The sequence below is a fragment of the Lentzea sp. NBRC 105346 genome (assembly GCF_030269605.1).
Taxonomy (GTDB): domain Bacteria; phylum Actinomycetota; class Actinomycetes; order Mycobacteriales; family Pseudonocardiaceae; genus Lentzea.
On the sequence record NZ_BSTQ01000022.1, the window covers coordinates 125,392 to 138,011 of the forward strand.

Here is a 12,620-nt window from a genome sequence, read left to right on the forward strand (position 1 = left end):
GTCAGGAAGTTCGCTCCACCTGCCACTCACGGGAGGAGGGCGTGTAGCGGCAGACCGCACCGGTGGTGATCGCCGCGCGCAGTTCGCCGCCGAGCACCGGATCGTGCTCGGTGATCGCGTCCAGGGCCCGCTTGATGGCCTTGCGCACGGCGGTGCGCGCCCGTTCCGGCGTGGACGCGAAGCCGCGGACCCGGCCGCCGAGCCCCATCGCACGCGCGAGCTCGGCGGCCACGGCGTCGCGTTCCGACTGCAACCGTTGTGCCTTCAAGGGATCCGAGGTATCGGCGATGGCTTCGTCGAGATCGCGGACGCGGTGCCGGTAGGCGTCGATGGCCGCGTCGTCGAGCAGGTCGTGCCGGCTGTCCAGCACGGCCGCGCCGACCAGATCGACGGCCGTGACCTCCCGGCCGGGCTGTTGCAGCAGCCGGGCCAGGTAGTCGAAGCCGATCAGGTCGGGCAGGCCGGCGCCGCGCACCGTCCAGCCCGCATCCCTGCTCCACCTCAGGACCGCGGGAGTCGGGGCCAGGGCATTGGCTTTCGCGGTCCATTCACGCACGCGTTCCGGCATGTCCAACGCGCTCGCGTCGTTCACCGCCTGGGCGAGCAGGGCGCGGGCCCGTGCGAGATCGCCCGGTCTGGCGCGGGCGACGAGCGCCTCGGCGAGCCGCGCCCGGCTGAGCGCGGTCGCGGGCCGGTGGTCGAGTCGCAGGTTGGCGACGACGGCCTGGTCCAGGTGTTCGACCGCGGCGGCCGGATCCCCGGCGACCAGCGCGGCGAGACCGAGGGCGCCGGAGACCGATCCCAGGCAGCACACCGCGAGCGACACCGTGACCGGCAGATCGGCGAACGGCCCCAGCAGCCGGGCGATCTCGGCGGCGAGCGCGGGATCGTTCAGCAGCGCGGCGGCCTCGACGAGCACCGCCATCGCGGCGAGCCAGGTGCTCGACTTCGGCAGGGCGGCCAATCCGATGTCGAGCAACGGGGTCAGTGCCGCCCGCGCCTCGAGCATCCGGCCGTTGCGGGCGAGCACCATCACCGCCGACGCGCGGAAGCCGTACTCGCCCACCGCGAGAGTCGCCGAGGCCAGGGTGTTCGTGACGAGGTCGGCCAGCTCGGCGTCCCGGCCCTGCAGCCACCGGATGTTGAGCAGCTGCGCGGCGTAGTAGCCGACGGCGTCGGAGTCGCCGACCTCCAGACCGAGCTGCAGGCAGTGCTCCGCTGCCGGTTCGGCCTCGGCGAACCGGCCGGCCCGGATCAGCCGCATCACGTCCATGCACGCCACGATGTAGGCGGTGCTGGTCACGCCCAGCGCGGCCGACCGCTGGCGCAGTTCGGTCAGCGATCGTCCCGCCGCCGGATCGCCGAGCAGATACAGGTCCGCGGTGCGCCACAACAGGCCGAATAACGCCAGGATCCCGTCACCGGCCGCCGACGCCGCCGTGATCTGTTCCTCGGCGAGCGACAGCCGCATCGCCGCGTGCTCCGGGCTCAGCAAAGCGTGGTGGGTCAACGAAAGCGCGTCGGCCACCGCGTGCGGGTCTCCGGTGGTGCGGGTCCGGTCCAGCGCGTCGAGCACCTCGGGGACCGGTGCTCCTTCGTAGACGGCTTCGGCGGCGAGGCGCACCGCGAGCCGGCAGCGCAGCGACCGCTCGTGTTCCGGCAACGCGGCCAGCGCGGCCCGTTGCCGCGCCAGCACGCGGGCCCGGACCGCCGCGTTGCGGTACTCGTGCACCCAGACGCCACCCAGTCCGAGCACGGCTCGCGCGGTCAGCACGGGATCGCCGGTCCGTTCGGCGGCGTCGGTCGCCTCGTCGAACCTCTCGCGTGCCTGGCTGAGCCGTCCGCAGGCGAGGACCGCGTCGGCGTGTTCGACCAGCAGTTCGGCGCGGTCGGGCAGGTCGAGGCGGTGCCGCGCCAGCGCCGCCGCCCGGCCGAGCAGGTCCGCGGCCCGTTCGTAGGCGTAACCCCTGCGCAGCGACTCGGCGGCCGCCCGGCAGGCGGTGACCGCGATCTCGACGTCGGCGTCGGACCGAATGGCCGCCGCGAGCGCGTGGTGGGCGATCCGCTCCGGGTTGCCCGTCAGGACGGCGGCGGCGCGGGCGTGCGCGTCGAGCCGTTCCACCGTGTCGAACTGCTTGAGTGCGGCGTCGCGGACGAGATCGTGGCAGGCGTACCCGTTCGGCGTCAGGTCGACGAGTCCCGAGTCCGCGGCGGCGATGAGCGCCTGGAGAACCTCGGTTGGCGAACGGTCGGCGAGGCTCGCGATCTCACCGACCGATCCGTCGACGCCGAGCAGGGCCGCGAACGCGAGGATCCGGCGGTGCGGTGGCGTCAGCCGGGTCAACGCCTCGGTGATGGCGTGTTCCAGAGTGGCCGGGCCGGACCCGGTCCAGCCGAGGTCGACCGCGCGGGCCAGGTGCAACGGGCTGCCGCCGGTGACCCGCAACAGGGTCGTGGCGGTTGTCCGGTCCGGACTCGGCTGCCCGTGCGCGTCGAGCAGGGCCGTCACGTCGTTGATGTCGAAGGACCGCAGGGCGATCGTGGTCGCGCCGCTCACCGGGCTGTTCTCGCGGGTGACCAGCACCAGGACCAGTGGGAGCCGATCGAGCGCACCGGCCAGGAACCTGGTCAGCAGCAGAGCGCTCTCATCGGCGTAGTGCACGTCGTCGATGACGACCATGGTCGGCTGGTGCGCACGGGCTTCGGCGACCACATCGGCCACGGCCGCGAACCGTGCGAACCGTTCGGGGTCGACGGCGTCGCTGCCGGAGTCGGCGGCCAGCAGGTTCGAGCAGGCCGGCCCGGCCAGCGCGGGCAGCACCACGGTCCACGGCCACAACGCGGGCGCGCCACCGTGCGGCCAGCATCGGCCCCACGTCACCTCGAAGCCGTCGTGCTGGGCCGCGGCCGACGCCTGTTCGCAGAACCAGGTCTTGCCGACGCCCGCCTCACCGGTGACCACGACGAGCTGGAGGCGTCCCCGCCTCGCCCTCGTTCTGGCGGCGGCCAGCACCTCGAGCTCATGACTACGACCGACGAAGACCCCTGGCACTCCGGCAAGTCTGCCGCATCGACCTCAGATCAGGGCACGGATTGCGCGTTCGAACCCGATGACGTGCTTGGCCGCGAGCTCTGAGGCCTTCTTGCCGTCGCCCTCGACGATGGCGGTCAGCAGCGGGACGTGTTCGCCGACGTGACCGGCCATTCCGGACAACCGCGGGAGGAAGACGCACCAGATCCGGGTGGCCAGGTTGTCGTAGGAGATCAGGGTGTTCTCGAGGAACGGGTTGTGCACGCACCGGTAGATCGCGCGGTGCACCCCGACGTCCGCACGGAGCAGCTCCGTGTTGTCGCCCGACGGCGCCGTGTCCAGCTGGGAGCGCAGCTCGGTCAACGCGGCGCGGTCGTCCGCGGTAGCCCGTTCGGCCGCAGCCGCCGCGGCGAGTGGTTCCAGGGTCCGGCGGACCTCGGAGATGTGCGAGAGGTCGGAGATGTTCACGTCGGTGGCGAACGTGCCGCGGCGCGGGAACGCGACCACGAGCCGTTCCTGCTCCAGCCGTTTCAACGCCTCGCGGATCGGGGTGCGGCCGACGCCGAGCTCGGTGCGCAGCCGCTCCTCGTTGATCGGCTCGCCCGGCTTGATCTCCAGCATCACCAGGCGATCGCGCAACGCCGCATACGCCTGCTCCGTGAGTGAAACGGCGTCGTTGACCGGAGTGTTCACGTGAACTACGTTACTACGCAGACTGATATATCAGTAGATGACCAGCTTCGCTGGAGGCGTCGCGCATGCAGCTGCCCGAGCACCCGGACTTCCTGTGGGACGACCCGGAACCGAAGGCCTCCTACGACGTGGTGATCGTCGGCGGCGGAGGGCACGGCCTCGCCACCGCCTACTACCTGGCCAAGGTTCACGGCATCAGGAACGTGGCGGTGCTGGAGAAGGGCTGGCTGGCCGGCGGCAACATGGCCCGCAACACCACGATCATCCGGTCCAACTACCTGTGGGACGAGAGCTCCGGCATCTACGAGCACTCGCTGAAACTGTGGGAAGGGCTGGAGGAGGACCTCGGCTATCCCATCCTGTTCGACCAGCGCGGCGTGCTGAACCTCGCGCACAGCCTGCAGGACGTGCGCGACAGCGTGCGGCGGGTCAACGCCAACCGGCTCAACGGCATCGACGCCGAATGGGTGGATCCCCAGGGTGTCAAGGAGATCTGCCCCATCGTCAACGTCTCGCCGGACGTGCGCTATCCCGTGCTGGGCGCGACCTACCAGCCGCGCGCGGGCATCGCCAAGCACGACTACGTGGCCTGGGGCTATGCGCGTGCCGCGCACGCGATGGGCGTTGATCTGATCCAGAACTGCGAGGTCACCGGCCTGGAGACTGCCGGCGGCCGGATCACCGCGGTCGAGACCTCCCGCGGCCGCATCGCCGCCGGTCGCGTCGGGCTGTGCGCGGCGGGCCACAGTTCGGTGCTCGCTGCGATGGTGGGCCTCAGGTTGCCTTTGGCCTCACATCCGTTGCAGGCCTTGGTTTCCGAGCTTTTGGAGCCCGTGCACCCGACGGTCGTGATGTCCAACGCGGTGCACGTCTACGTCTCCCAGGCGCACAAGGGCGAACTCGTGATGGGCGCGGGCATCGACAGCTACAACGGTTACGGCCAGCGGGGTTCGTTCCACATCATCGAGCAGCAGATGGCGGCCGCACTGGAGCTGTTCCCGGTGTTCGCCCGCGCCCACTTGCTGCGGACGTGGGCGGGCATCGTCGATGTCTCGCCGGACGCGTCGCCGATCGTCGGCCTTACTCCGGTCGGCGGGCTGTACCTGAACTGCGGCTGGGGGACCGGCGGGTTCAAGGCCACGCCAGGTGTCGGCGACTGCTTCGCGCACACCATCGCCCACGACAAGCCGCACCCGTTCAACGAGCCGTTCACCCTCGAGCGCTTCACCACCGGCGCACTCGTCGACGAGCACGGCGCCGCCGCCGTCGCGCACTGAGATCTTCTTGGGGAGCTGACATGCAACTCATCCCGTGTCCGTGGTGCGGACCGCGCGAGGAAGCGGAGTTCCACTACGGCGGCCAGGCCCACGTCGCCTACCCGTCGGACCCGTCCGCGCTGTCGGACGAGGAATGGGCGCAGTACGTGTTCTTCCGGGACAACCCGAGCGGGCCGTTCGCCGAGCGCTGGAGCCACAGCGCCGGGTGCCGGCGGTGGTTCAACGCCGTCCGAGACACCCGCACCCACGACCTGCTCGCCGTGTACCGCGTGGGCGAGCCGATGCCGGAGGTGGCGTCGTGAACTTTCGCACGCCCACGGGTGGCACGATCGACCGGAACACCTTGCTGCACTTCACCTTCAACGGTGAGGGTTTTACCGGACATTCTGGTGACACGCTCGCGTCGGCGTTGCTCGCTCATGGTGTGCACGAGATCGGCAGCAGCGTGAAGTTCGGCCGGCCGCGCGGCATCGTCGCGGCGGGGTCCGAGGATCCGACCTCGTTGGTGCAGATCGAAACGCCGTTCCCCGAACCCATGCTGCTCGCGACGACCGTTGAGCTCTACGAAGGCCTGGAGGCACGCGGCCTCGCCGGGCAGGGTCGGCTGGCTTCCATTTCGGATCCGGCGCGGTACGACGCCAAGCATGAGCACTGTGACGTGTTGGTTGTAGGTGCCGGTCCCGCCGGTCTCGTGGCCGCCCTGACCGCCGCTCGCAGCGGTGCGCGCGTGGTGCTCGTGGACGAGCAGAACCAGGCCGGCGGCGCGTTGCTGGGCGTCGACGAGTATCTCGACGACCGGCCGTCCGCCTCGTGGGTCGCCGACATCGTTGCCGAACTGAAGAGCACGCCGGGCGTGCTGGTGCTGGAGCGCACCACGGCGTTCGGCATGTACCAGGACGGGTTCGTGCTCGCGCTGCAGAAGCGCACCGACCACCTGGGTTTCGCGGCGCCCGCTTCCGTTGCCCGGCAACGGGTGTGGCGGATCCGGACGAAGCAGACCGTGCTCACGACCGGCGCCCACGAACGCCCGGTCGTGTTCCCGGACAACGACCGGCCCGGCATCATGCTGGCGTCGGCCGCCCGCACGTTCCTGCACCGCTACGGCGTGCTGGTCGGCTCGCGTGCCGTCGTGTTCACCACCAACGACAGCGCGTACTGCGCGGCGATCAATCTCGCCGAGTCCGGTGTGGACGTTCCGCTGATCGTCGACGCCCGCCCGGAGGCGCCCGCGCGGCTGGCCACGGAATGTGCCGCGCGGGGGATCGAGGTGCGTGCGGGGCAGGTGGTCACCGGAACCGAGGGCGAGGGACGAGTGACCGGCGTGCACGTCGCGGGCGCCACCGTCGCTTGCGACACCTTGCTCGTCTCCGGCGGCTGGAACCCCGTCGTCAGCTTGTTCAGCCAGGCCCGCGGAAAACTTCGCTACGACGCGGAACTCGGCGCGTTCGTACCGGGGGAGGAGCTTGGTTCCGTCCGCGTCGCAGGCTCCGCGACCGGCGAGCTCGACCTCGCCTCGTGCGTGCGGCAGGGGCGTGAAGCCGGTTCGGCGGCTGTTGTCGCGGCCGGGTTCTCTTCTCGCGGTCAGGTACCGCTGCCGGTGTCCGACTCGCGCTGCACGTCGCGGTCCGGCCTGGTGCTGTGGCGCGTACCCGGCGACGAGGACACGAGTTTCGTTGACCTGCAACGGGATGCGACCGTGTCCGACGTGCTGCGCGCGACCGGCGCCGGCCTGCGTTCGTTGGAACACATCAAGCGCTACACCACCATCGGCACCGCCCACGACCAGGGCAAGACGTCCGGCATGATCGCCGCGGGTATCGTCGCCGAGGCGCTGGGCGTGGAGCCGGCCGACCAGCGGCCGACGACGTTCCGCCCGCCCTACACCTCGGTGTCCTTCGCGGCGCTGGCCGGCCGCGATCGCGGCGCGCTGCACGACCCGGTGCGTGTAACGGCGATTCACCCGTGGCACGTCGCGCACGGCGCGCTGTTCGAGAACGTCGGGCAGTGGAAGCGCCCGTGGTACTACCCGCAACCGGGCGAGGACCTGCACACGGCAGTGCTACGCGAATGCCGTGCCGCGCGCTCGGGCGTCGCGATGATGGACGGCTCGACGCTGGGCAAGATCGACGTGCAGGGCAGCGACGCGGGCAAGTTCCTCGACATGCTCTACACGAACATGATGAGCACGCTGAAGGTCGGCCGGATCCGCTACGGCGTCATGTGCGGCGTCGACGGCATGGTGATCGACGACGGCACCGTGATCCGGGTCGGCGAGGAGCGGTACCTGGTCACCACGACCACCGGCAACGCCGCGAAGATCCTCGACTGGATGGAGGAGTGGCTGCAGACGGAGTGGCCACACCTGGACGTCCACTGCACCTCGGTCACCGACCACTGGGCCACGATCCCGTTGGTGGGCCCCAAATCCCGGGACGTTCTCGCTGCGGTGGCGCCTGATCTGGACGTGAGCAACGAGGCGTTCGAGTTCATGACGTGGCGCGACACCCAGGTGGCGGGCGTCCCCGCGCGCGTGTGCCGCATCAGCTTCTCCGGCGAACTGGCCTACGAGATCAACGTGACCGCCTGGCACGGCCTGGCCGTGTGGGAGACGCTCATGGCGGCCGGGGCGCCGTTCGGGATCACGCCGTACGGCACCGAAACCATGCACGTGCTGCGTGCCGAGAAGGGCTACCCGATCATCGGCCAGGAGACCGACGCGACGGTCACGCCCCACGACCTGGGCATGTCGTGGGCCGTGTCGAAGAAGAAGCCCGACTTCATCGGCAAGCGCTCGTTCGCCCGCGCGGAGAACCAGCGCGCGGACCGCAAGCAGCTGGTCGGCCTGCTGCCGGTGGACCCGTCGGTGCTGCTGCCCGAAGGGGCTCAGATCATCTCCTCGGACCACCTGCCCGAGCCGCCGGTCCGGATGCTCGGCCACGTCACCTCCAGCTATCCCAGCGCCGCGCTCGGCCGCACGTTCGCCCTGGCTCTCGTCAGGTCGGGGCACTCGCGCATCGGCGAGACCCTTTACGTGCCTGTCTCGGACGCGCTCGTGCCTGTCACCGTCACCGATTCCGTGCTGTACGACAAGGAAGGAACCCGTCGTGACGGCTGAGTTGGTCAGCCCGCTGGCCGCCTGGACCTCCCGGCTTCCGTCGACCGTTTCGGAGCGACCCTTCCTTTCACAGCTCACCGTTCGCTCGTCGGACACCGCGGCGATGGGTTCGGTGCTGGGTGTCGCATTCCCGTCCAGGCCCTGCACCTTCACCGAGGGCTCCGGCCGGTTCGGGGACGTTTCGGTGTTGTGGCTGGGGCCGGACGAGTACCTTGTCGTGGCGGAGCCTGGTCTGCAGGTCCCGATCGAGGAGGGTCTTCGTGCCTGCAAGGGATCCGTTGTGGACACTTCGGCGCAGCGCACGACTCTTGTCCTGGAAGGGCCGCACGTCCGGGACGTGCTCGCTCACGGATGTTCCGTGGACCTGCACCCGGCTGCGGCTCCCGTCGGCACTTGCGTGCAGACGTTGCTCGCCAGGACGGGGATCATCCTGCAGGTGACGGGCGCGGACACGTTCACGCTGCTGGTGCGTTCGTCGTTCGCCGAGTATCTGGCGGCGTGGCTGTGTGACGCGTCCGTGGAGTACGGGTTGTTGGGAGAGACTCCTGTCACTGGCCGTCCACAAGGCCACCGCTGATCGTTAGCATGGCTGGCCATGCGCGCCGTGTTCCCCGGCTCCTTCGACCCTGCCACGCAGGGCCACCTGGACGTGGCGCGCCGGGCCGCGGGCATGTTCGACGAAGTCGTCATGTGCGTCCTGACCAACCCGAGGAAGACCGGCCGTCTTCCGCTCGCCGAACGACTGGCCCTGCTGACCGACATGACCAGCGACCTGGCCAACGTCACGGTGGACTCCAGCACCGGCCGGCTCCTGGTCGACTACTGCCGCGGGGCGGGTATCGACGTGATCGTGCGAGGAACGCGCAGCGTTGGCGACCTCGAGCACGAGCTGCCGATGGCGCAGATGAACCGTCACCTGACCGGCATCGAAACGCTCTTCGTCCCGACGACGCCCGCGTACGCGTACATCTCGTCAACCCTGATCGCGGCGACGGCCGCTCCGGCATACTCGCGGGATGCCTGAGGATCTTTCGCTTTCCGACCATCAATGGGGCCTGCGGGCAAAGTTTCTGGCCGCGTCGACGGTGCCGGCGCCCCAACCGTGGCGTCCAGCCGACTCCCACGTGATCGCTGTCGGCGGGCTGCTAGGCGTTGGTTTCGCCACGGATCGCGGCCGCGATCTGCTGTTGGTGGCGTCCACGCGCGGGCTTGGGCTGTTCGACACCGTCACCGGTTCGCGCCTCGCCCGCGACCCCGAACCTGATTCGGGTTGGCCGGACGACAACGACCTGACGTGCCAGGGAATCGGGCCGATCGCGCGGCGTCGCGTGCCGATGGCCGGGCTGGCCGGCGGCGGTCTGCACACCGGCACCGCGGGTTGGTCGGTGGACGTCGTCAGCCCGGACTGGCCGAACGAGCGGGTGCTGTTGTCCACCGGGAGTCCGTACACCGGTGGGGCACACGGCGAGACCTGGTGGCACATCTTCCATTCCCGCCACTCCGAACTGCGTGCGGCCGGGTTCTCCCCGTCCGGGGCGACGCTCGTGGTGGCGACGAGCAGCGACATCAACCTATGGACCAGGGCCTGACCGCAGACCGGAGCATTTCCGATGATCTCGGAGGAGTGGCGGACGTGCACGAGCTGAATGTTGCGCTGAACGAGTCGACGGTCGTCGGGTTGCGGCAACGCCCGGATGGCAGCGTCGTGTTGCTGCTCCAGGTGCTCGCGCTGTCCGCGGACCGCCTGATCGACCCGGATGCCCGGCGCGCGATCGTCCTGTCCGGACCGTCACGGTCACGGATTCTGTTGCGGCGTCAGGGCTCCGACTTCGGCCCGGTGATCCCGCTGGCCGACTTCGACGCGGTGGAGGAGTTCTTCGCCTCCGTCGCGCTGTACAACTCGATGTACGGGTGGGAGTTCCTGGACAACCCCAACCTGGTCCAGGACTGGCCTGCCGAGGTCAGCCTCGACGTGACACACCGGGACACGCCCGCCGAGCACACCCTGTACTGGTTCAACGAGGTCGGCGTGACCGTCGAGGACGGATATCGGCTCTACTGCATCGAAGGTGTCGTCGAGTACGACGAGCTGACGGTGGAGCGGTTCGACGGCACCCCCGTGCCGGTCGACGAGTTCACCGCTGCCGGGAAGCGGTGGTGGGAGGCGTTCTACGGCGGCGATCCGCGTGCCGACGAGGTGCAGCGCGCTGTCAACGAGTCGCCGGCGTGGCGGTGACGGGTTCGCAGATGTCGCGCTCATGCCGCTGAGGGCGTTGATGCAGGAACCCGACACCTCCCGTCGAGGCGTGAGTTCCCCGGACCCGGCCCGGCTCGAACGGGCTGCCACCCCCACCATGCGACGGGCAGGACGCACCCTTACCGGGTAGATGCGCCTTGGGCGGGCTCGTTGCGATGGTAGGTCCGAGACACCTGCCGCGGCGACCGGCTTTCGCCCGCAGTGATCCGTACGCTCATGCCGCTGACCGTACGGCTCAAGCACTCATGCCCATGAGCGGACATTGGCACCGCTCTTGGGAGTTGACCTGCAGCTTGGCCTTGACGAACACCTCGGTGGACAGTGAGGCCGCGCGACGCACTCGTCATAGGGTCAACCCAGGGCCTTTGAAGACCTCGTTGGTATGCCAGTCGACGTGCGCGGCGGCTGGCAACGACGTGCCGGGGCGTGGACGCAGCGGGCGTCCGTGCAGCTCGTAGACGGACTGCCCGGCGGTGGTCCGGCTGGTGAACCTCGACGACACGATGATCCGCAGGTCGTCGCCGAGACCCAGGACTCCACGGTCGAACAGCTTGTGGTGCAACGAACACAGTGCCAGCCCATTGTCCACGGCATCGGGTCCACCGAAGGTGAACCAGCGCACGTGCGCCGCCTCGATACCAACGGTGGCCGCGCCGAGCTGGCCGTCGAATCCGCAGAACGCACATTGCCGATCCCACGCCTCCAGGATGGCAACCGGCCACGAACCCCGCCGGCGCCGCCGGGCCGTGTAACCGTCGGCCGCACCGAGGATCGCGTCGGGATCAAGACCGACCGCCATCAACACGTCCGGTGCGATGGTCGGGGGAAACTCGGACTCGACCAGTTGCCTCGCCGCCGCGGCGGCGAGGCCCGCGTCGCGCAGGGCCTGTTCGAGCAGTGGTTCCAACCGTCCGACCACCGCGTTGGCCGCCAGCGGCTGCACGCGGTCCATCGGCACATCCGCGTTCAGCGTCCAGATCCCGTCCGAACGCAGTCGTGTGAACGGGTACGCCGCGCTCTGCGCGGGCTGTGTGGCGGACGGCGGGCCGTAGTCCCGGATCAGATCCGCCAGTTTCGTGGCGGCGGTAGCCCAGGAGATCTCGCTCGTTCCGGTAGCCGACAACTGTCCCAACGCGAGCAACACCAACAACGGCTTGTGCGGCGACCGCGTCCCGCCCTGCTGGTGTTGCCGCAACGAGGACAGACGAGCCAGTACCTCGTTCTGCTGATCGACCACGCCGTGAATCATGACCGACCGCCGCTGACAGAAGGACAGCGTGGTGACGACGCAGCGTTCGCCTTCGCTATGCTCATCCTCCTGACCTGGGGGTATGCGTGTTCAAACGATTCGTGACACTGACGATTGCCGGCGTGCTGGCGGCGTGTTCAACGCAGGACGTACCTCCTGCGACGTCCACGGCACCCTCCACGACCTCGGTGACCGACAAGTGGAACGCGCTGGAGCTCAAGGCGAAGTCCGCGCTCGCCCCCAAAGACGCGTTCGGTCCCAGCGGCCCGTGGAAAGAAGACCGGCCGATGACCGAGCGCAGAGGTGCCGCCGAGGTGCTCCGTCTGTGCGGTCCGGTCCAGGTCGAACCAGGATGGGCGGTGTCCCAGGGACGGCTGTGGGTCGGGGAACTCGTGAACGTCAACCAGTACGTGCACGCGTTGTCCGACGTCCACGCACGCGACCTGGTCGAGAAGATCAGGAGCACGGCAAGGACCTGTCCGAAACACGTCCCGCGCGACGGCAAACCTGAACGCGTCGTCAGTCCCGACGCAGACATACCCGCCCCTGCCGGACTCGATGACTTCTACGCCTACTGCGAGACAGCCAACGACCCCGAACCCGGAGTGCACCACTGCCTGGCGGCCCTGGCCCACAACGACCTGCTCGTCACTACAAGCGGCTGGGGATACGCAGAAGACTTCGCCACCGCACGCGCGTCCGCGTTGAACCAGCTACGGCAGGCGGTTCCCGTCGTGGCCGGCGCAGTACTCGCCGTCTGAAGCACCGACAGGCTCAGCACTGCCTCGAGGGCGTCGAACAAGCACACCATTCACGGTGCTCGTCGGAGCATCGATACGCACCACGGATCAGGCTCCACTAGCGCGATGGGTCGCGATGGTCTCGCCTCGAAGCAACCGAGTGATCCAAAACTCGCGAACGTCCTGCTCTGCCGATGTGCGTGGCCCAGGCATCGATGAAGCGTCTGCTGAAGCGGCCAGGCTCGAGCGCTCAGCAGA

General features: G+C 69.3%; 11 protein-coding genes. 8 read left to right on the top strand and 3 right to left on the bottom strand.

From position 1 onward, the window contains the following. Position 1: 1 nt before the first annotated feature. Positions 2-3,052, bottom strand: coding sequence for an ATP-binding protein (locus tag QSK35_RS37160; protein WP_285752410.1), 3,051 nt, complete (start codon positions 3,050-3,052; stop codon positions 2-4). A 24-nt stretch (positions 3,053-3,076) separates the two neighbouring features. After that, positions 3,077-3,724 carry a GntR family transcriptional regulator gene (locus QSK35_RS37165; RefSeq protein ID WP_285752411.1) on the bottom strand — a complete coding sequence of 216 codons (648 nt, stop codon included), beginning with the start codon at positions 3,722-3,724 and terminating at the stop codon, positions 3,077-3,079. 65 nt (positions 3,725-3,789) lie between these two features. Here QSK35_RS37165 and QSK35_RS37170 point away from each other — a divergent pair, with 65 nt between their 5' ends. The 7 genes from QSK35_RS37170 to QSK35_RS37200 all read left to right on the top strand — a co-directional run bounded on the left by QSK35_RS37170 (position 3,790) and on the right by QSK35_RS37200 (position 10,352). Then, positions 3,790-5,001 (top strand): sarcosine oxidase subunit beta family protein, encoded by a 1,212-nt coding sequence (locus QSK35_RS37170; RefSeq protein WP_285752412.1) that lies wholly within the window; start codon positions 3,790-3,792, stop codon positions 4,999-5,001. 20 nt (positions 5,002-5,021) lie between these two features. Beyond that, positions 5,022-5,303, top strand: coding sequence for a sarcosine oxidase subunit delta (locus QSK35_RS37175; protein ID WP_285752413.1), 282 nt, complete (start codon positions 5,022-5,024; stop codon positions 5,301-5,303). Next, entirely contained in the window at positions 5,300-8,116 is a 2,817-nt protein-coding gene (locus QSK35_RS37180; protein ID WP_285752414.1) for a glycine cleavage T C-terminal barrel domain-containing protein, read from the top strand. The genes QSK35_RS37175 and QSK35_RS37180 overlap by 4 nt, the downstream gene beginning before the upstream one ends. After that, positions 8,106-8,693, top strand: a complete 588-nt coding sequence (locus QSK35_RS37185) for a sarcosine oxidase subunit gamma (RefSeq protein WP_285752415.1) — start codon at positions 8,106-8,108, stop codon at positions 8,691-8,693. The genes QSK35_RS37180 and QSK35_RS37185 overlap by 11 nt, the downstream gene beginning before the upstream one ends. 18 nt (positions 8,694-8,711) lie before the next feature. Next, complete coding sequence (coaD, locus tag QSK35_RS37190; protein ID WP_285752416.1) at positions 8,712-9,140, top strand: pantetheine-phosphate adenylyltransferase; 429 nt, start codon at positions 8,712-8,714, stop codon at positions 9,138-9,140. Between the two features lie 100 nt (positions 9,141-9,240). Continuing rightward, entirely contained in the window at positions 9,241-9,705 is a 465-nt protein-coding gene (locus QSK35_RS37195) for a hypothetical protein (RefSeq protein ID WP_285752417.1), read from the top strand. Positions 9,706-9,749: 44 nt separating this feature from the next. After that, a complete protein-coding gene (locus tag QSK35_RS37200; protein WP_285752418.1) occupies positions 9,750-10,352 on the top strand; it encodes a hypothetical protein in 603 nt (200 codons plus the stop codon). 364 nt (positions 10,353-10,716) lie between these two features. Here QSK35_RS37200 and QSK35_RS37205 read toward each other — a convergent pair whose 3' ends face one another. After that, positions 10,717-11,622: a phosphorothioated DNA-binding restriction endonuclease gene (locus QSK35_RS37205; RefSeq protein ID WP_352244184.1), complete on the bottom strand. Its 906-nt coding sequence runs from the start codon at positions 11,620-11,622 to the stop codon at positions 10,717-10,719. Positions 11,623-11,723: 101 nt separating this feature from the next. Here QSK35_RS37205 and QSK35_RS37210 point away from each other — a divergent pair, with 101 nt between their 5' ends. After that, positions 11,724-12,383 (top strand): hypothetical protein, encoded by a 660-nt coding sequence (locus QSK35_RS37210; RefSeq protein ID WP_285752420.1) that lies wholly within the window; start codon positions 11,724-11,726, stop codon positions 12,381-12,383. Positions 12,384-12,620: the final 237 nt, after the last annotated feature.

Bases quoted from the DNA above. Each gene is read 5' to 3' on its own strand.
- QSK35_RS37170 (WP_285752412.1), top strand. From the start codon at position 3,790: ATGCAGCTGCCCGAGCACCCGGACTTCCTGTGGGACGACCCGGAACCG.
- coaD (WP_285752416.1), top strand. From the start codon at position 8,712: ATGCGCGCCGTGTTCCCCGGCTCCTTCGACCCTGCCACGCAGGGCCAC.
- QSK35_RS37205 (WP_352244184.1), bottom strand. From the start codon at position 11,622: ATGATTCACGGCGTGGTCGATCAGCAGAACGAGGTACTGGCTCGTCTG.
- QSK35_RS37175 (WP_285752413.1), top strand. From the start codon at position 5,022: ATGCAACTCATCCCGTGTCCGTGGTGCGGACCGCGCGAGGAAGCGGAG.